Here is a 19,303-nt window from a genome sequence, read left to right as displayed (position 1 = left end):
GTTGTGCTCTCAAATACCCATGGGCGTGGCGTCGCGTCCGCGCAGGACGATGTCGAATTCATAGCCGAGCATCTGGTCGCTCACGGTCTCGTCGAGTGAAAAGCGCGAGACCAGGCGCTGGCGCGCCGCCAAGTCGGGAATACTCTGGAAGATCGGGTCATAGTCGAACAGCGGGTCGCTGGGGAAGTACATTTGCGTGACCAGGCGCTGCGCATACACGTTGCCGAACAGGGAAAAATGGATATGGGCCGGGCGCCAGGCCTTGTGGTGGTTGCCCCACGGGTAAGGGCCGGGCTTGATGGTGACGAAGCGGTAGCGACCTTCGTCGTCGGTCATCATTTTGCCCCAGCCATTGAAGTTGGGGTCGAGCGGTGCGTCGTGCTGGTCCTTCTTGTGGCGGTAGCGGCCGGCCGCGTTGCATTGCCAGACTTCGACCAGCGAGTTGCGCACCGGCTTGCCGTCCTCGTCGAGCACGCGGCCGGTGACGACGATTTTCTCGCCCAGCGGCGCGCCGTCGCCTTGCGCAGTCAGGTCGGTGTCGTGGGGCAGCAGGATGCGCGGGGAGGGCGCGATATTGTCGCTCACCGGCACCGGTGCGGCGATGCGCAGCAAGGGCTGCAACGGGCCGCGCTTGAGCGTGGATTTATACGGCGGATAGACGAGTTCCGGGTAGACGCCGGCGGCGATGGTGTCGAATTTCACAGCGGTCTCCTTGTTGTTGGTGCGGTCGATAGTAGGCAAAGCGCAGCCAGGCCACAAGCCGGGCAGTGCATGCTATATTCGCTATGCGCACGTTTTGTGCGCATAGCGCCCAAATCTCGATTTATCTTCCATGAACACCGATACCACCGATACCGACGACATTCCCAGCCCGCGCGACTTCGTGGGCGGCCTGGAAAAAGGGCTGCAAGTCATACAGGCCTTCGACCAGGAACGCAGTCGCCTCAGTATCGCGGAGGTCGCCGCGCACACGGGACTGACGCGTGCGGCGGCGCGGCGCTACCTGATCACGCTCACGCACCTCGGCTATATGCGCCACGAGAACAAGCTGTTTTCGTTGACGCCGATGGTGCTGCGACTGGGGCAGTCGTACCTGCATTCGGCGCGCCTGCCTCGGCTGGCGCAGCCGCTGTTGTACCGGCTCGCCTACTCGCTGGGCGAGGCGGCGTCGGTGGGCATCCTCGATCAGGATCAGCTGGTGTGCGTGGCGGCGGTGAGCGCGGGCCAGATGGTGTCAAGCACGCTGCAACCGGGTACCCGCGTGCCTGCCTGGTGTACCGCCAACGGCCGCATGCTGCTCGCCAGCCTGCCGCCGGCGCAGCTGGAGGCATACCTCGAGCGGTTGCAACCGGAGCCGATCACCGAGCACACCATCACCGGCAAGGAGCGCCTGGCCCTGGAGATCACCCGCGCCCGTGCCCATGGTTATGCGCTGGTGGACCAGGAACTGGAGCTGGGCTTGCGTACGCTCTCGGTCCCGCTGCGAAACTTCCGCAACGAGGTGGTGGCGGCGATGAACATCAGCGTCCATGCCGGGCGCATGCGGCCAGGCGAGATGGTGGATCGCTGCCTGCCGGCGCTGATCAAGATCCAGGTGGAACTGAACGCCTTGCTGTGAGCACCCTACTGTGACGTTACCTTGAGCCGGAACGCCTTGGGCGTCGCACCCACGCGCTTCTTGAACAGGCGGCTGAAGTACGCCGGGTCCTGGAACCCCAGCTCGTAGGCGATGCTGGCGATGCTGGCCGGGACGTAAGTGAGCTTGCGACACGCTTCGAGCATCAGCCGGTCCTGGGCGATGTCGAACGCCGATTTGCCAGCCAGCTTGAGGCACAGGCGATTGAGGCGGGTGGGCGTGGCGCGCAGCGCGCCGGCGTAGTCGGCCACCTGCCACTGGTCCTTGTAGTGCTGCTCCACCTCGGCGCGAAAGCGCGAAAACAGCTCGAAGTCGCTGCGGCCCGACTGGTCGGCGATGCGGTGTTCGGCGTGTACGCGCACCAGCAGCAGCAACACGCAGCGCGCCAGCCAGTCGAGCATCAGTGTATGGCCGTGCTGCGGCCAGGTGGCCTCGGCCAGCAGCTGCTGCAGCAGGGCTTCGAGGCGCGTGCACATCTCGGGCAGCGCCGCCAGGTCGATCGCCAGCGGCGCCATGAACAACGAGGCGTACAGGTCGGCCTGGTTTTCGGCGGCCGAATACACCACGTTCTGGTCCACCGTCAGCACGTAGCCATGCGCCCCGGGCGCGAAGTCGAAGCCGTGCGCCACGGCGGGATTGATGGTGATGACAGTCGGTCCCCGGCACTTCCATAACTGGTCTTCCACCCCCGCGCGCACATCGCCACCGAACAGAAAAAGTACCTGAAACATGCCCGGGTGCGTATGCCGGTCGATATGCCAGTCGTACACGCGGCTGCGGGTTTCGATCAGTTCGATGTGGACGAATTCGGCGTTTTCCGCCCGTGTTTGCTCGCCGTACAGGGCGAAGCGGGGAATCCCGGCGTTGGCGTTATCTAGCAAGGTCGCAGTCTTGGGCATGATGGGCAAGGTCGAGAGTCTGTCGAAATAGTACAAGTTTTATGCGGTTTCCTCCATGTTTTTTCTGCCCGCGCGGCGCTACGATGCAGCCATAACATCTGCCACAACAAACCGGAGACACATCATGAAAACCCAGGTAGCCATCGTCGGCGCCGGCCCTGCCGGCCTGCTGTTATCCCACCTGCTGCACCTGCAGGGGATCGAATCGGTCGTCATCGAAACCCGCTCACGCGCCGACATCGAGGCGACCATCCGCGCCGGCGTGCTGGAGCAGGGCACGATGGACATCCTCAACGAATCGGGCGTCGGTGAGCGCATGCGCACCATCGGCGCGCTGCACCACGGCGTGGAGCTGTCGTTCGACGGCAAGCGCCACCGCATCGACCTGCTGGATCTGACCGGCAAGGCGATTACCGTCTATCCGCAGCACGAGGTGATCAAGGACCTGGTGGCCGCGCGGCTGGCGGCACAGGGCCAGATCCTGTTCGAGGTGTCCGATGTGGCGCTGCACGGCGTGGAGACCGACCAGCCCTCGGTCACGTTCACCCATCGCGGCGAAGAAGCGCGGATCGACGCCGATTTCATTATTGGTGCGGACGGCTACCATGGCGTGTCGCGCGCGTCGATGCCGGGGCAGGACCAGCGCCGCGACTTCCAGCGCATCTATCCGTTCGGCTGGTTCGGCATCCTGGTCGAGTCGAGCCCGTCGTCCGACGAATTGATCTATGCGCAGCACGATCGCGGTTTTGCGTTGGTCAGCACACGGTCGCCTACCGTACAACGGCTATACTTCCAGTGCGACCCGAAAGACCATGTCGATAACTGGTCCGACGACCGCATCTGGTCGGAGCTGCACGCGCGCCTGGAAAACAACGATGGCTGGAAGGTCAACGAAGGCCGCATCTTCCAGAAGGGGATTATCGCCATGCGCAGCTTCGTCTCCACGCCGATGCAGGCGGGGCGGCTGTTCCTGGCGGGCGATTCGGCGCACATCGTGCCGCCGACCGGCGCCAAGGGTATGAACCTGGCCGTGGGCGACGTCAAGCTGCTGGCGCGCGGCTTCGAGCAGTACTACAAGCAGGGCAAGGGCGGGCTGCTGGCCGGTTATACCGAAGATGCGCTCAAGCGCATCTGGCGCGCCGAGTACTTCTCGTGGACCATGACGCGGCTGCTGCATACCTTCGAAGGCGCCACGCCGTTCGAACGCGAGATGCAACGCGCGGAACTGGCCAATATCGTGTCGTCGCGGGCGATGGCCACCGCGCTGGCCGAGAACTATGTTGGTGACTTCTAGTCGCGCATTTCAAGCGGCGTGGTTTGAGTAGGACTGGTCTTACGCTGTGTTATGTTCCTAACCTACATTAGCCGTGTAGGTGGTCCTATAAGGTAGCGAACATAGCGGGGATATAGTGTTGTTCATCAGCCGGCACTTGTAAATAGGCGCCGGCAGCAGACAACAACCCTATTCGAAGAGGCCCGCCATGTTCCACGCTACTCAAACTTCCGTCTCCGCCAACACCATCGGCAACGTAGGTCGCACCATCGCGGCGGATGCCTCCCCGACTGTGAGCCTGACCGGCGCCCAACAGAACGAACTGCTGCGCGCCCTGTCGCGCGACGAACTGGTGGCCATGTTCGCCGACCTGGAACTGGTGCCGCTGGAAGCTGGCAAGCACCTGTTCGACATCGGCGACAAAATGGAATATGCCTTCTTCCCGACCAACGCCATCGTCTCGCTGCAATACGTGACCGAAGAGGGCGGCGCCACCGAGATCGCCGTGGTTGGCCGCGAAGGTGTAGTCGGTGTGTCGATGTACGAAACCGAACGCGCCAACTGCTCGGCCGTGGTGCAAACCTCCGGTTACGGCTACCGTGTGCGCGCTGCGGTACTGCGCAACGCCTTCTTCAGCGGCGGCGCCCTGGCCCAGCAACTGATGCGCCACACCAGCGCCTTGTTCGCGCAACTGGCGCAAACCGTCGCCGGTGTGCGTCACGGCAGCATCGAGCAGCGCCTGTGCCGCTGGTTGCTCGAACGCCTGGACCGCTCGCTGTCGAACGAACTCAAAGTAACCCAGGAAATGATCGCCAACATGCTGGGCGTGCGCCGCGAGAGCATCACCTGCTCGGCGGGCAAGCTGCAGGAAGAAGGCCTGATCGTTTACCGTCGCGGCACCGTGACCGTGATCGACCGCGCCGGCATGGAACGCCGCGCCGGTGGTTGCTACACCCCTGCATAATCCTCAATGTAAATAGCGCGGCGCTTGCTGGAGCTGGTCCAGCTTGCGCTGCACCAGCTGGTACCAGGCGTTGGCCCAACGCGAAGCCCTCACCGATTCTTCCACCGTAGCAGCGGACATGGTCCGCTGCACGGCCATCATCTGCCGATGCAGAGCGTAGGCCGCCGGGTGGGGTTTTTTGGCGATGTTGAGCGAGGTATCCATGGCTTCATTCTGACTCCCCGCCGCACTCGCGGCTGTACGTTGCCACACCTAGTGCCACCTTCACGACCCATCGAAAAACACATAACGATGCGTGTTTTCATTCGTTTTACCATCTAACGACCCTCCCTATACTTGATCCACGTGCCAGTTGGCGGGGATGAAATGGGTGAAAAGTACACAAGGTCGGAATACATCGATGCTCACCAGCACGCGGAAGTGGCGTTCGAGCGCGCCCGCCCACTGTGGCGCGCCGAGTGGCCGACCTGGCTGCTGATCGTGGCGATCTACGGCGGCTGGCTGCTCACATTGGCCAACTGGCGCGTGCTGGGCGCAGTGCCGGCCACTTTGTTGCTGATCTGCTGGAGCACCTGGTATATGTCGCTCCAGCACGAGCTGATACACGGTCATCCTACGCGGTGGCCATCGGTGAACCGGCTGTTCGGCTATGCGCCGCTGGCGATCTGGTACCCGTACCGCCTGTACCGCGACAGCCACCTTGCGCACCACATCGATTCCCACCTGACCATGCCGGCGCTCGATACCGAGAGCCAGTACATCTGCCCGCGCGAGTGGGCGGGCATGAACCGGCCGGTGCGCCTCGTGTACTGGTTCAACAAGACGTTCTGGGGCCGGGTGCTGGTGGGGCCGGCGCTGGCGATCGGCGGCACGCTATTCGAGGCGGTGCGCCAGCCGCTGCGCGGCGATTGGCGCTACGTGCCGATGTGGCTTGCGCACATCGCCATGGTGGCGGCGCTGCTGTGGTGGATCTCGTCGGCGTTCGGCCTGCCGGCGTGGTGGTACCTGCTGGTGATAGCGTACCCGGCGCAGTCGCTGGCCATGGTACGCTCATACCACGAGCACCGCCCGGCCCAGGACCACAAGCAGCGCATTGTGCTCAACGAGGCCGGGTGGTGTTTCCGCCTGCTGTTTTTGAATAACAATCTGCACCTGGTACACCACGATCTGCCGTCGTTGCCATGGTATCTGCTGCCGAGCGTGTACCGCGCCCGGCGCGAGACCTATAACGCGCGCAGTGGCGGCTTCCACGTGGACGGTTACGGTGAGTTGGTGCGCCGTTACGGCTTTACTGCCATCGACGCGCCGGTCCATCCCTTCATGCCCCAGCACCCTTCGAACGATCATGCACTGGAAAACCGCGCTGCCCATGTATAACGTCTCGCCCCGCTTGACGCAGGGTTACGAAACCCTGCTCGCGGAGCTGTTCGACCAGGTGGGAGTGCACGCCACGCTGGAGCAGCCTGGCACGCTGATCGACTTCTGGCGCCAGCCCGGCCTGCTGGTGAGCCAGACCTGCGGTTACCCTTACGCCGCGCAGTTGCGCGGCCAGGTGCAACTGCTGGCCACGCCCGCCTACGATTTCCCCGGCTGCGACCACTGCGACTATTCGAGCGTGATCGTCACCCGCACCGGCAGCGGCATCGCCTGCCTGGCACAGGCGCGCGGTCGCGTCGCTGCAATCAACGACGCCCACTCCAATAGCGGCATGAACGCATTGCGCCATGCAGTGGCGCCGTTTTCTAACGGCGCAGAGTTCTTCCGGGACGTGAAGTGGTCAGGCAGCCATGCGGCCAGCCTGGCGCTGGTGGCAAGTGGCGATGCGGACATCGCCGCCATCGATTGCGTTACCTATGGCTATATCGCGCAGGAGTACCCGGAGCGGCTGCGCGCGATCTCGGTGCTCGACTACTCGGCGTCTGCGCCAGGGTTGCCGTTCATCGCTGGCGGGCAGGTGCCTTTGGTGCTGGTGGAGCGCTTGCGGGCGGCGTTGTTGTGGCCGAGCGCGCGGCTGCGCGCGGCCATGGATGTGTTGCGCATCAAGGGTTTCGGTTATCTAGACGATGCGGCGTACGACCGCATCACCGTCATGGCCGCCGTCCCTGCCAGAACGATGGTAACTGGCCCATCCGCGACGGCATCCCCGGTTGTCACGTGATTGAGGCAACAACTGTGTAGATAATACGTTAGTATAATTGCCCATCGGAACATTGAGAGTATAGTGCCGGCAGGTCGCGTCAAGATGACCGCCACCCCTCACTTTCCATGGAAAAGACTATGAGTATCACCAAGCGCTTGATCTTGACCTTGTCGGTGGCCTTGCTGGCGCTGATTTTTGTTGGCGTGACTGGCCTGTCCCAGCTGTCCAACGCCCACCATCGCCTCGACATGGTGCAAACCCGTTTGATCCCGAGCATCGAAGGCCTGAACTCGGCCAAGGGCTTTGCCGCCGCCACCCGCCTGGCCGGCTATCGCCTGTCGGTGTTCTCCAACCTGGCAGACAAGACGGACCTGGACAAGGCCTACAACGACGCCCACGCCAAGTTCGACGAGGTGCTGGCCAGCTACGAAAAAAACCGCATCTTCGACGACACCGACCGCAAGATGCTGGAGCAGGACAAGCAGAACATGGCTGCCTACCGCCAGGCGCTGGTGCCGTTCATCGCCGGCGCCCATGCCGGCGACATGGACGCGGTGCGCGCCACGCTGTTGCCCGGCACGCCGCTGGCGCTCACCGCCGCTGCGCTGACCAAGGGTTTCGATGACCACATCGCCTATAACAACAAGCTCATCGCCAACGTTCGCGACGAGAGCGTGGCCGCCTACGATTTCGCGTTTACGCTCTTGGTAAGCGTGGTGGCGCTGGCGCTGCTGGTGACCGGCGCGCTGGCCTGGCAGCTGTATAAGCTGATCAAGGGCAGCCTGGAATCGATCCGCAGCACGCTGGTGCACGTGAGCGAAACGCTGGACCTGACGCGCAAGATCCCGGTGGCGCGCATGGACGAAATCGGCCAGACGGCAGTGGCCTTCAACCAGTTGCTGGCGAAGATCGGCCGCGTGATCGACACCGTGCGCGCATCCACCAGCGCGGTCGGTTCGGCTTCGAGCCAGATCGCTGCCGGCACCGGCGACCTGGCGCAGCGCACTGCCACCCAGGCCGCAGCGCTGGAACAGACGTCCGCCAGCATGCACCAGCTGACGTCCACCGTGGGCCAGAACGCCGACAATGCGCGCCAGGCCAACCAGCTGGCGCGTTCGGCCTCGCGGGTCGCCTCCGAGGGCGGCGCGGTGGTGGAGCAGGTGGTGGTGACCATGGGGTCGATCAACGAATCGTCGCGCAAGATCGTGGACATCATCTCGGTCATCGACGGCATCGCTTTCCAGACCAATATCCTGGCCCTGAACGCGGCCGTGGAAGCGGCGCGCGCCGGTGAGCAGGGCCGTGGCTTTGCCGTGGTGGCGAGCGAAGTGCGCAACCTGGCGCAGCGCTCGGCGGCCGCCGCGAAAGAGATCAAGACCCTGATCGACGACTCGGTGGAAAAGGTAGGCTCGGGCACCAGGCTGGTGGAGCAGGCCGGCACCACCATGCATGACGTGGTCTCGAGCATCCGCCAGGTGACCGATATCGTCGGCGAAATCAGCGCCGCCACGCAAGAGCAGAACGACGGCATCGCCCAGATCCACAAGGCCATCACCGAGATGGACGGCACCACGCAACAGAACTCCGCGCTGGTGGAAGAAACCGCCGCCGCCGCCGAGACCTTGCGCGAGCAGGCCGACATGCTGGAGCAGACGGTGGCTGCGTTTACCATCGCGGCCGGGCAGGGCGCCAAGACGGTCGTGAAGCCGGCGCCGGTGAAACCGGTGGCGCGCGTTGCGGCCAAGGCGCAACCGAAGCTGAAAGCGCCGGCTACCGCTGCCGATGAGTGGGAAGCGTTTTAACCGTCGGCCTTGGACTATCAGGCTGGCAGTGCGCGATGCACGCCGAGCTTGAGTCCGGCCGCATCGAGCACCGCCAGCAGCGTCTTGATGGTGGGATTACCGTTTGGGGAGAGGGCACGGTACAGGCTTTCGCGAGGAATACCTGCGCGCTCGGCAACGTTCGCCATGCCCTGCGCTTCGGCAACATGGCGTAACGCCGCCAGCAGTGCCTGACGACCGCCTTCTTTGTCTGCATCTTCCAGGGCTGCTGCGAGGTATTCATCGACCAGTGCTGGATCCTCTCGCAGTAGTTCCACGACTGCATCGTCGTGCGGGCGGGACGAATTACTCATATTGCATTTCTCCTGTTCCAGTCTTTCCAGTCAGTCAACGGTTTGCAGTCGCAAAAACTTCCGGCAATCATGCGTTGCAGTCTGACCAGTATCCGCGCGCGGGCCTGTCGATCAGCCAGACTTTACGTTCACAGCCTGATTGTTCTCATTTAACTGTCGCCCAAGTTATTGGATGGGTTAAAGTTCGATAAGTTCGCCTAACCAGGCCCCAAACGATGACCCCACCACAATGATAAAAAAGCTTGCAGCACTGTTGGTCTTCACCGTGGTCGCAAGCCAGGCCCTGGCGCAACCAGTTGCCCACCCGCGCGGCGGCGTCGATCCGCTGGCAGCCGACATCGACGCGCGCGATGCGCAGCGCTTCGCATTCTTGATGAAGGACGGCGCCGTACCCACCGCAGAGATGCTGCAGCGCGACTACCTTGACGGCGCTGGAGCTGGCGTCGGCATCTTCACGCCCATGCGCATCGTCGACGCCAGGCGCCTGGCGCGCGCGGTGGCCGCCAGGACCGACAACTATCGCTACGCGATCAGGGAGTGCCTGCCGCAGTTGCCAGCACTGCGCAGCGACCTGCGGGCGATCTACCTCGCTTTCGCCGGCTTGCTGCCGGAACGTCCCTTGCCGGCGATTCACGTGGTCTTCGGCGCTGGTAACTCGGGCGGAACTGCCAGCCGGGACGCGCAAGTGATCGGCCTGGAAGTGACCTGCTTGCCGGGCACCACTCCCGAGCAGTTCCGCACCAGGATGCGCGCGTTCTTCGCCCACGAGACGGTGCACACCTGGCAGGGTGACGACACGCCGCAAGCCGCAGCCGATCCCCTGCTGAACCAGGCGTTGCTCGAGGGTGTCGCCGATTACCTGGCGAGCCTGGTCACGGGCGAAGTGCCGGATCGGCAGCGCGATGGGTGGGCCCGAGAGCGTGAGCCATGGCTGTGGCAGGAGTTCCAGCGCGATCGCCTGGCCATGCAAAAAGACAGCGCCAGCCTGGCCAACCCGATGGCTGACAGCCGCTTCCGGCGCTGGTTCACCAATTACGGATCGGCGCCAGCAGGGTGGCCTCACGAAGCCGGCTACTGGATCGGCATGCGCATCGCGGAAGCCTACGTGGCACACTCGCCGGATCCGCGCGCCGCCATCGGCGAGCTGCTCGCGTTGCGTGATCCGGCGGCCATCCTGAAAGCCAGCGGCTATGCACCGTGAACAACGAGAGGCGATCGCACGCGATTCGGAATGGTTCAGGTGGGCGCTGCACAGCCTTGCCGAGGCGGTGTCGACATGGCCGGAGTTAGCCACCTTGGCGCGAACCAGGAGCAAGCGTTATGTTGAGAAGAGTGATTTGCTTTAATTGCAACTTTTGCCCACACTGCGCAATGACACGTCTCTCATCCATCAGGAAAACCATGAAGCTTGGCCCATCACTGCTGCTTGCCCTGGCAATCTCGTCGCCGTCGTTCTCGTACGCCCAGGCTACCTGTCCCGCCACGCTGAAATGGACAGACGCCACTGACGTCGAGCGCACCACCGCAAAAAAGGGCCGCGTGTGGAAAGCCAGGGTCGAGAACTACACGAATGCCTCGGTGGCCCACCTGGATGTCGACGGCAAACAAGCGGCGATCATCACCATATTGCCCAGCAATTCAAGCGATACCATCCGCCTGACTTCGGGCCCGGACAAACCCAATCCCGCCATGTTTTCCGAAATCTCCATGCTGCTTGCGCCTCCCATGACGCGCGGAGACTGGCCCAGGATGAAGAGCCCGTGCGCATTGGCCGATGGCGCCGGCATCGACTTTGACGAGACCGATATCCCGGGTCTGGAACACGCAAAGGGCGAGGATGGACCGACAGTAACAGGCACCATCAAGCGCGAAGGTCTGAACATCACCTATTCGATGGAAGCCGATGGCAAGGAAAGCTGGCAAGGCCGCCTCGGTTACGCGCCGGCCGCAAAAGAAATCGACCCGAACACCGATGTCCAAGGCTGGCATGTGTTCCGTGGCAGGGATTACGTGGAAACGCTGCCAGCCGGGCAGCCAGTGGCGCTTGGCACGGTCATCAAGAAGTGACCAGGAAGTGACCAGGAAGTGACTAAGGAATGAGCTGATCCAGATTGCCCTGGTCGAAGACCAGGGTCTTGACCGGCCCGTCCACCTGCACATTGACGGTGTTCTTCTGCGTTGGAATCAGGTCCGTCAGCACCGCGTTATGGATACGCGATCCGGCAGCCAAACGTGTGCGGGCAATCTCCTGGAAGATCACCACGCTGTCCGCATCGGCCTTCATGCCGATCCAGGTGAGCGGCAGGCGTTCGCCCTTGCGGCCCGACACGGTGAACTGCTGTTCGGCGTACTTGCGCAGCAGCGCTTCGCTGCCCGGCTGGCCGAGGTCCACCACGCGGCCGGCCTGCCTGGTGAGCAGCGTGGCCACGTCGTGCGCGGTGTAGGTGTGGACGATCTCGGTGCTGCCGGTGCGCTCGTTGTAGCTGATGTCGGCGATGCCCATGTGGTAGTTATGGGCGCTTGCCGCCGCGCTGGAGAACGCCAGCACGGCGGCGGCGCAGCGGATCACGCTGCGCAGCATCAGTTGCCCGCTTCGGCCTTGGACTTGTCGTCCTTGGCTTTCAGGGGGGTATTGTAGTCGCGCATCAGGTTGACCTTGTCACGCTCGGTCTTGAACAGCTCCAGGCGCGACTGGGTCGGTTTGCGCGGCCAGGCGTTGTTGCTGGTGTCGATATCGGCGGTTTCCCAGTACGGGTCCTGGGTCAGGCCCACCATCGGCTCGTCGGTGACGATCAGCTTGGTGATCTTCTTCGGCGAGTAGCGCCATACTTCGGCAGGCACGCGCTCAATGTATTTCTTGCCGCTCTTGAGTTCAATCTCGAGAATCAGCGGCATCACCAGCCCGCCCACGTTGGAGAAGTCCACCAGGTACAGGTGCTTGCCCTGGTCGAGCAGCTGCTTTTCCCACGGTTCGAGTTTGCCCACCGATTCGGCATACGTGTTGCGGTCCTTGTTGGTGACCGTGAACTCGTCATGCTCGTTGTAGAAGTCCTTCAGTTCCGGGTGGGCGTCGGTGCGCTTCGGGATGGACTTGTTCAACTGCTGCGAGATCGAGACTGGCTGCGCTTCCTTCTGCGCGCGGCGCCATGCCTTTTCCTTTTCCGGGTCTTGCGTGTTGACGCCGTACTCGCTGATGCCATCGACGCTGATGTCGACCGGGTCGGTGGTGTAGAACCAGCCACGCCAGAACCAGTCGAGGTCCGTGCCCGACGCGTCTTCCATGGTGCGGAAGAAGTCGGCCGGGGTAGGGCGCTTGAACTTCCAGCGCTGGGCGTATTCCTTGAACGCGTAGTCGAACAGTTCGCGGCCCAGGATGGTCTCGCGCAGGATGTTCAGTGCGGTGGCCGGCTTGGCGTAGGCGTTGTTCCCGAATTGTAGCAGCGACTCCGAGTTGGTCATGATCGGCACCTGGTTCTGGCTGCGCATGTAATCGACGATGTTGCGCGGTTCGCCGCGCCGTGACGGGTAGTTGTCTTCCCAGGCCTGTTCTGCCAGGTATTGCACGAAGGTGTTGAGGCCTTCATCCATCCAGGTCCACTGGCGCTCGTCGGAGTTGACGATCATCGGGTAGTAATTGTGGCCCACTTCGTGGATGATCACGCCGATCAGACCATACTTGGTCTGCTGCGAGTACGAGATTTCGCCGGTCTTCTTGTCCTTGGTCGGACGCGGACCGTTGAACGAAATCATCGGATACTCCATGCCGCCCACCGGGCCGTTGACCGAGATCGCGGTCGGATACGGGTAGTCGAAGCTGAACTTGTTGTACTGCTCGATGGTGTGGATGATCGCCTGGGTGCTGTACTTCTCCCACAGCGGGTTGCCTTCCTTCGGATAGTAGGACATGGCCAGCACATTGGTGCCGCCCTTCTTGTAGCCCTGTGCATCCCAGACGAACTTGCGGCTTGACGCCCAGGCGAAGTCGCGCACGTTGGCGGCCTTGAAGTGCCAGGTTTTCGCGGCGGTGCTCACCGATTTTTCGGCCTGCTCGGCTTCGGCCTGGGTGACGATGACTACCGGCTTGTCCGACGTCTTGGCCTTGGCCAGGCGGTCGCGCTGCGCTGCGGTCAAGACGTCGCCGGGGTTTTGCAGTTCGCCGGTGGAAGCGACCACGTGGTCGGCCGGCACCGTCAGTTTCACATCGTAGTCGCCGAATTCCAGCGTGAATTCGCCAGCGCCCAGGAACTGCTTGTGCTGCCAGCCCGTGACGTCGTAGTAGGCGGCCATGCGCGGGAACCACTGGGCGATCTCGAACAGGTCGTTCTTGTCCGCTTCAAAATGCTCGTAGCCGGAGCGGCCGCCCAGCACCAGCTGCTCGTTGATGTTGTACGACCAGTCGATATTGAAGCTGTAGGTCTGGCCCGGCTTCAATGGCGCTGGCAGGTCGATGCGCATCATGGTGCGGTTGATGACGTGCCTGAGCGGCTGGCCGCCGGCGGTGACGGCGCTGATCTTGAAGCCGCCGTCGAAGTCGCGGCCGGCCAGCACGCCGCGCAGGCCTTCGAACTTGAAGCCGTCTTCGGCGCCGCGCGGCTTGGTCCACGCTTCACGCGATGGCTGCGTGAGCATCATGCGGGCGTCGGAATCCTTCTTGTAGATGTTCTGGTCGAGCTGCACCCACAGGTAGGTGAGTGTGTCGGGCGAATTGTTGTGATAGCGGATCTGCTCCGTGCCTGTGATGGCGCGCTTCGACTCGTCCAGCGTGGCGCGGATGGTGTAGTCGGCGCGCTGCTGCCAGTAGGCCGCGCCGGGGGCGCCGGAGGCCGTGCGATAGGTATTGGCGGTAGGGAGAACTTCGTCCAGTTGACGGAACTTGTCGTCGAAAGGTTCGGCCGCAAAGGCGGACACGGTCAGGCATAAGGCCATCAGGCCGAAGGTTGTACGCATAGTTTGGATTCCTGCTCTTTGCCCGAAGAAAAGGAGCTAGTGTATCGCAACCATCTGAACTATTTCCTGCAGATACAATAATATACAAACCAACATACGGTTTACCTGGTTAGGCACCTGTGCGGTGCAAAAATGGCGCATCCTGGCTCGGGACGCACCATTTTTGCCCAGGTCCGATCAGCGTTTTTTGCCTGCCACCGCGTCCTGGAACTGGAACCGGGCGTCGTCCGGCGCGGCGATGGTATGCGGCGCCACGTCCAGCAGCATCACCGGCGAGCCAGCGCCCGGCTGCGCCTTTTGCCAGTTCGGCAGGCCGGCGCCATTCGGGTTGCCGGTCTTGATGAAGTTGGCGAAGTAGCCCTGCATCTGCTGCGACAGCGCCCGGTCGTCGAGCGTCCACGCATAGGTCTTGTTGCCGTCGAGGTTGCCGAGCGCGTATTCGATTTCCGCCGAATGGGACGCGCCCGGGTCGCCCGGCCGCGCGCGCGTGTAGAGGTAGCGCCAGACCGGTTTGCCGCTGTTGCGCGCGTGGCTGTCAATCCAGTTCCAGGTGCCGTACGAGATGAAGCGGTCGCTGGCCAGGTTGACGGCGGCCGCGGTCACGTCGTTGGCCGACGCGCCATCGCCCAGGTAGGCCTGACGTGCGGTGTCGGCCTGGTCGCCGTAGAGTTTTTGCAGCGCGGCCGTGAAGTTCTCGACCGTTGGCTCGTTCTCGCCCAGCACCTGTTTGGCCGACCCTTCGTGCGAGTTCCAGCCGGCCAGCAGCGGCACCTTGGCTTGCTGCCCGGCTGCGTACAGCAGGTCCGGCGCGCGTGGCAGCACGTAGCCATCTTCGATCACGAAGAAGCCGGTGCGGGCGTTGGACATGGCATCGAGCAGTTGTTGGGCGGGCATGGCGCGCAGCGCCGCCAGGTTGGGCGCACCGATTTTTGCCGCAAACGCGGCGCCGGCCCGTTCGCCATCGGCCAGCTTCTGTGGCGCGAACAGGCCTAGCAGCGAACCGCTCTCGCCGATGGCGCCGGCGATCAGCCCCTTGGCCAGTGGCGAGATCATTTGCGCGCTGACCGAGAACGAACCCGCCGATTCGCCGGCGATGGTTACGCGCGCCGGGTCGCCGCCGAATGCCGCGATATTCTTGTTCACCCATTGCAGCGCCGCCGCCTGGTCCATCAGGCCGTAATTGCCCGACGCCTTGTGCGGCGATTCGGCTGTCAGCTCCGGGTGCGCCAGGAAGCCGAACACGTTGAGGCGGTAGTTGACGGTGACGGTAACGATGCCCTTGGCGGCCATGGCGGCGCCGTCGTAGCGCGGCTCCGAGCTGTCGCCGGCGGCAAAGCCGCCGCCGTAGAAGTACACGAGCACCGGCAGTTTAGATGCCTTCACCTTGGGCGGCGGCACCGGCGTCCACACGTTCAAATACAGCGAGTCTTCGCTGCTGGTATCGGAGCGGAATACCATGTCGGCAAACAGCGGCAACTGCATCGGGCGCGGCCCGAACTGCGTGGCCGCGCGTACGCCGCGCCATTTTGCTGCCGGCTGCGGCGCCTTCCAGCGCAAGTCGCCCACCGGCGGCGCTGCGTACGGAATGCCCTTGTACGAGGCCACGCCGCTGGGTTCCACCGCGCCTTCGACCACGCCGCTGGCGGTGATGGCGCGCGGGGCCTTGGCAGGTGAAGTCTGGGCGGCGGCAGGCAGGGACGCCAGCGCCAGGGCGCTGGCGGCGAACAGGAGGTGGGCGGGTCGGTTCATGTCGTATCGTGGATGAGGAAAACGACAACTATACTCCTGCCCGCTTTCAGGTGCGTGGCGGCAGGGTGCGCTGGCGAACATACAGGGCACTCACCGGTTGCTACGATCAGCTCATCAACAACATCATTCAACAACAATCATAACGAGGTCCATCATGGCAAGCGCAAAACAAGTCCTGGTCGTAGACGACAATGTCGAAATGGTGGAAATGCTGTCGGCCATGCTGCAGCACCACGGTTACGAAACGGCGTCCGCCCATAACGGCTACGAGGCCTGCGACTGGGTGCGCGAAGGGATGCCGCGCGCGATCATCATGGACCTGGGCATGCCCTGGATGGACGGCTTTGGCGCGGTGCGCGCAATTCGCCGCATGCCGGGCGCCGAAGCGCTGCCGATCATTGCGCTTACCGGTTCAGCCGACAGCGACTCGGCCAAGAAAGCGGTGGCTGCCGGCTTTACCCAGCACTTCTCGAAGCCGCTCAACTTCGACCACCTGAACCACTACCTCAATACCCTCAACTGATCACGCCTGCGGTGCGGCCTGGCGCTTGCCGGCCGTGCCTGCGAATACCAGCAGCAGGCCGGCTGCCGCCAGCACGGCGCCCGCCACGGGAATCGCCGCATAACCGAATCCTGCGGAAATCACGGCGCTGCCCACTGCCGCGCCCAGCGCGTTGCCCAGGTTGAACGCTCCCACGTTGACCGACGACGCCAGCCCCGGCGCCTCGGCTGCCGCGTGCATCACGCGGATCTGCACCGGCGGCACCAGCGCGAACGCCGCCGCGCCCCATAATGTCAACCCGATCAAAGCCCCCCAGTGGCTGCCCAGCAGCAGCGGCAGCGCCAGCATGATCGCAGCCAGCGACGCCAGGAAAATCTTGGTGGCGCCGTCGAGCGACCAGTCTGCCAGCTTGCCGCCGATGCCGTTACCGATGGTGAAACCCACGCCGATCAGCACCAGCGCCAGCGTGATGAACAGCTGCGAAGCACCCGTGAGCGTGGTGAGCACCGGCGCCACGTAGGTGTACATCGTAAACATCGCCGCCGAACCCATGACGGTGGTGGCCATCGCCATCAACACCACCGGGCGCGCCAGCACCCGCAGTTCCTTGCCGATGTTTGGCATCGCGCCTTTTTCGCCGCGCGGCAGGGCCAGCACCAGCGCCACCATCGCCAGCAGTCCCAGGCCGGCGGTGCCGGCAAAGGCCATGCGCCAGCCGATTTGCTGGCCGATCCAGGTGGCGGCCGGCACCCCGCCGATATTGGCGATCGTCAGGCCCATGAACATGGTGGCCACCGCGCTGGCGCGCTTTTCGGGCGCCACCAGGTTGGCCGCGACGACCGAGCCGATGCCGAAGAACGCGCCGTGATTGAGGCTAGTGACCAGGCGCGAGGCAAGCAGGGTCCAGTAACCGGGCGCCATGGCCGAGAGCAGGTTACCGACGACGAAAATCGAGATCAGCGTAAGGAGCGCGTGCTTGGCGCGCAGGCGCGCAAGCAGGAGGGTCATGATCGGCGCGCCGATCATCACGCCCAATGCGTAGGCGCTGATGAGCAGTCCGGCGCTGGGGATGGAGACGTGGACGCCGTCGGCGATCACCGGCAGCAGGCCCATGGGAGCGAACTCCGTGGTGCCGATGCCGAAGGCGCCGACGGCCAGCGCCAGCAGCGGCCAGGTGGGACTGGTATTGGCCATATTATTTCAGCGTCTCCACCAGCACGCGGCCTTCTGAGCCTGCTGGCGGACGCACGCGCAGGATGTTGGCCAGCGTGGGCGCGATGTCCACCACCTCAGCGTACTGTCCGTAGTAGCCCGGCTTGATCCAGCGCTTACCCATGATCATCAACGGCACATTGGTGTCGTAGGCATACGGCGAGCCGTGGGTGGTGCCGGTGGATCCGCTGGCGAAGTACCAGTAGGGGCGCGTGATCACCATCAGGTCGCCCGAGGCTTCGCGGTTCCAGGCGCGGCGCATCAGGGTGGCGATGCGGGTGCCGGTGACGGCGCCGCTTTCGAACTGGGTGCGGGTGAAGGTGTCGCTGATGCCCGGCTGGTGCAGCAGGAACTGGGCAGCGGCGTCTTCCACGTCGGCGTGGCGCAGGCCGGCCTTGTCGGCGGCTGCGTAGTCGAGGTGGATGTTCGGCAGCGACCAGGCGGCGAGCAGCGTGGCGCCGCCGAATTTGTCGGACAGGTGCTGACCCAGCTCTTTCATCAGCTGGTCGCCGTTGATACGCTTCGATTCGCTGCGCTGCTGGTTCGAGAACTCGGCGGTGTTGGTAAAGCCATGGTCGGCGGTGAGCACGACCAGCACGTTGTCCATGCCGATGCGCTGGTCGAGGTAGTTGAAGAATTCACCGAGCATGCGGTCCACGCGCTGCAGGTGGTCGTGCGACAGTTTGCTCTCCGGGCCATAGGCGTGGTTGACGTAGTCGTGCGCCGACAGGCTCACGCCCAGCAGGTCCGGCACGCCGCTGTCGTTGCGGCCCAGGTTTTCGCCTTCCACCGCCGCGCGCGCGAAGTCGAGCGTCAGCTGGTCGAGGTACGGGCCGGTTTTCAGGCTGTTGTAATAGGCCGCGTCGATCTGGCCGCTCTCGCTGTAATAGGTGTACGGCAGGCGGTTATGGCCGCCCGGTTTGGCCGGGGTGAGGTCGTCGTGGGCGTCGCCGGCGTAGGCAGCGTCGGGCAGCAGCGCGCTCCAGGTTTTGCCGTAGTAGCGGTCCTGCGGCTTGCCGGCCAGATACTGGGTGACCCAGGCCGGGTGGGCCTGCATATAAAAGGTGCTGCTGGCGAAATTGCCGGTTTTTTCCATGTACATATAGGGCGTACCGGTCTTACCGGCCAGCAGAATCGCGCCCCGGTCCTTGCCCGATACCGTGATCACCTTGCTGCGGTTGCCCGAGGCGTAGCGCAGCTGGTCGCCCAGCGTGTCCACCCGCAGCTTGGTCGGCGCGGTGCCGTCGCTCGGGTCGGTGTGCTCGCCGATATAGGTGTAGTTGGTGTCTTCGGTGCAGTACACCGATTTTTTGGTGGTCGGGTCGATCCAGTTGTTGCCGATGATGCCGTGCACGTACGGGTAGGCGCCGGTGAGCACCGCCGTGTGGCCGATGGCGGTCACCGTCACGCCGTGGGCCTGGTGGGCGTTGCTGAAGGCGGCGCCTTCGGCCAGCATGCGTCCGAGTCCACCTTTTGTACCCTTGCCGAACTGGTCGCGGTAACGCTGCACCTGCTCGTTCGGCAAGCCGTCCACCACCAGCACGACGACCAGCTTCGGTTGCGGCGCAGCGGTGTTGGCTGTGGCGGGGGCGGCGAGGGCGCAAGCGTGCAGCGCGAAGCTGGACGCGGCGATCACGAGGGCGGGCAGGGACAGTGATTTCGGCATGGAGGTGGTTTTCAAGTGGATAAGATGGTAACGAAGTGCAACGGCTGATAGCGTACCATGGGCCGGGCGACAGATTAAGGGATTCATGTGACGGCCTCGTGACATGAAGGCTAGGCATATTGGCAAGGTTACCGTTGGGAAAAGTACACTAATCTCTCTTGAAAGCCGCTAAATTACGTGC

At 63.6% G+C, this 19,303-nt stretch carries 18 protein-coding genes; 9 read left to right on the top strand and 9 right to left on the bottom strand.

Going from position 1 to position 19,303, the window contains the following annotated elements:
* Nucleotides 1–9: 9 nt before the first annotated feature.
* Nucleotides 10–702 carry a protocatechuate 3,4-dioxygenase subunit beta gene (pcaH, locus tag J2X54_RS09955; RefSeq protein WP_070247506.1) on the bottom strand — a complete coding sequence of 231 codons (693 nt, stop codon included), beginning with the start codon at nt 700–702 and terminating at the stop codon, nt 10–12.
* A gap of 130 nt (nt 703–832) precedes the next feature.
* Between pcaH and J2X54_RS09950 the strand changes: the two genes are divergently transcribed.
* On the top strand, nt 833–1,618 hold the full coding sequence (locus J2X54_RS09950; protein ID WP_310180188.1) for an IclR family transcriptional regulator C-terminal domain-containing protein: 786 nt from the start codon (nt 833–835) through the stop codon (nt 1,616–1,618).
* A 5-nt stretch (nt 1,619–1,623) separates the two neighbouring features.
* Here J2X54_RS09950 and J2X54_RS09945 read toward each other — a convergent pair whose 3' ends face one another.
* Nucleotides 1,624–2,535, bottom strand: a complete 912-nt coding sequence (locus J2X54_RS09945; RefSeq protein ID WP_070247505.1) for a helix-turn-helix domain-containing protein — start codon at nt 2,533–2,535, stop codon at nt 1,624–1,626.
* 124 nt (nt 2,536–2,659) lie between these two features.
* On the opposite strand from J2X54_RS09945, the gene J2X54_RS09940 reads away from it, so the two are divergent.
* Nucleotides 2,660–3,829 (top strand): 4-hydroxybenzoate 3-monooxygenase, encoded by a 1,170-nt coding sequence (locus tag J2X54_RS09940; RefSeq protein WP_310180186.1) that lies wholly within the window; start codon nt 2,660–2,662, stop codon nt 3,827–3,829.
* Between the two features lie 187 nt (nt 3,830–4,016).
* The gene (locus J2X54_RS09935; protein WP_310180183.1) at nt 4,017–4,772 is read left to right on the top strand and encodes a Crp/Fnr family transcriptional regulator; all 756 of its coding nucleotides are present in this window, start codon (nt 4,017–4,019) and stop codon (nt 4,770–4,772) included.
* A gap of 3 nt (nt 4,773–4,775) precedes the next feature.
* On the opposite strand, the gene J2X54_RS09930 is transcribed toward J2X54_RS09935, so the two are convergent.
* On the bottom strand, nt 4,776–4,976 hold the full coding sequence (locus J2X54_RS09930; RefSeq protein WP_310180181.1) for a hypothetical protein: 201 nt from the start codon (nt 4,974–4,976) through the stop codon (nt 4,776–4,778).
* Nucleotides 4,977–5,138: 162 nt separating this feature from the next.
* Between J2X54_RS09930 and J2X54_RS09925 the strand changes: the two genes are divergently transcribed.
* From J2X54_RS09925 to J2X54_RS09915, 3 genes are all read left to right on the top strand, one after another.
* Nucleotides 5,139–6,149, top strand: a complete 1,011-nt coding sequence (locus J2X54_RS09925) for a fatty acid desaturase (protein ID WP_310180180.1) — start codon at nt 5,139–5,141, stop codon at nt 6,147–6,149.
* On the top strand, nt 6,118–6,930 hold the full coding sequence (locus J2X54_RS09920) for a PhnD/SsuA/transferrin family substrate-binding protein (RefSeq protein WP_310180178.1): 813 nt from the start codon (nt 6,118–6,120) through the stop codon (nt 6,928–6,930). The genes J2X54_RS09925 and J2X54_RS09920 overlap by 32 nt, the downstream gene beginning before the upstream one ends.
* Nucleotides 6,931–7,049: 119 nt before the next feature.
* Nucleotides 7,050–8,714, top strand: coding sequence for a methyl-accepting chemotaxis protein (locus J2X54_RS09915; protein WP_310180176.1), 1,665 nt, complete (start codon nt 7,050–7,052; stop codon nt 8,712–8,714).
* A gap of 17 nt (nt 8,715–8,731) precedes the next feature.
* Here the strand turns inward: J2X54_RS09915 and J2X54_RS09910 are convergent, their stop codons facing one another.
* Nucleotides 8,732–9,046: an addiction module antidote protein gene (locus J2X54_RS09910; RefSeq protein WP_310180175.1), complete on the bottom strand. Its 315-nt coding sequence runs from the start codon at nt 9,044–9,046 to the stop codon at nt 8,732–8,734.
* Nucleotides 9,047–9,275: 229 nt separating this feature from the next.
* On the opposite strand from J2X54_RS09910, the gene J2X54_RS09905 reads away from it, so the two are divergent.
* Complete coding sequence (locus tag J2X54_RS09905) at nt 9,276–10,247, top strand: DUF2268 domain-containing putative Zn-dependent protease (protein WP_310180173.1); 972 nt, start codon at nt 9,276–9,278, stop codon at nt 10,245–10,247.
* Between the two features lie 200 nt (nt 10,248–10,447).
* Nucleotides 10,448–11,113 carry a hypothetical protein gene (locus tag J2X54_RS09900; RefSeq protein WP_310180172.1) on the top strand — a complete coding sequence of 222 codons (666 nt, stop codon included), beginning with the start codon at nt 10,448–10,450 and terminating at the stop codon, nt 11,111–11,113.
* 22 nt (nt 11,114–11,135) lie between these two features.
* Here J2X54_RS09900 and J2X54_RS09895 read toward each other — a convergent pair whose 3' ends face one another.
* From J2X54_RS09895 to J2X54_RS09885, 3 genes are all read right to left on the bottom strand, one after another.
* Nucleotides 11,136–11,627 (bottom strand): DUF6702 family protein, encoded by a 492-nt coding sequence (locus J2X54_RS09895; protein WP_310180171.1) that lies wholly within the window; start codon nt 11,625–11,627, stop codon nt 11,136–11,138.
* Complete coding sequence (locus tag J2X54_RS09890) at nt 11,627–13,993, bottom strand: M1 family metallopeptidase (protein WP_070247415.1); 2,367 nt, start codon at nt 13,991–13,993, stop codon at nt 11,627–11,629. The genes J2X54_RS09895 and J2X54_RS09890 overlap by 1 nt, the downstream gene beginning before the upstream one ends.
* Before the next feature lie 177 nt (nt 13,994–14,170).
* A complete protein-coding gene (locus J2X54_RS09885; protein WP_310180168.1) occupies nt 14,171–15,742 on the bottom strand; it encodes a carboxylesterase family protein in 1,572 nt (523 codons plus the stop codon).
* Nucleotides 15,743–15,896: 154 nt separating this feature from the next.
* Here J2X54_RS09885 and J2X54_RS09880 point away from each other — a divergent pair, with 154 nt between their 5' ends.
* The gene (locus tag J2X54_RS09880; protein ID WP_070247413.1) at nt 15,897–16,265 is read left to right on the top strand and encodes a response regulator; all 369 of its coding nucleotides are present in this window, start codon (nt 15,897–15,899) and stop codon (nt 16,263–16,265) included.
* Here J2X54_RS09880 and J2X54_RS09875 read toward each other — a convergent pair whose 3' ends face one another.
* Entirely contained in the window at nt 16,266–17,438 is a 1,173-nt protein-coding gene (locus tag J2X54_RS09875) for an MFS transporter (RefSeq protein ID WP_310180165.1), read from the bottom strand. It abuts the gene before it with no gap.
* A 1-nt stretch (nt 17,439) separates the two neighbouring features.
* Complete coding sequence (locus J2X54_RS09870; RefSeq protein ID WP_310180164.1) at nt 17,440–19,122, bottom strand: alkaline phosphatase family protein; 1,683 nt, start codon at nt 19,120–19,122, stop codon at nt 17,440–17,442.
* Nucleotides 19,123–19,303 lie beyond the last annotated feature (181 nt).

Source organism: Duganella sp. 3397 (assembly GCF_031456625.1).
Lineage (GTDB): Bacteria > Pseudomonadota > Gammaproteobacteria > Burkholderiales > Burkholderiaceae_D > Rugamonas > Rugamonas phyllosphaerae.
This window is presented reverse-complemented; position numbering and strand designations above follow the sequence as displayed.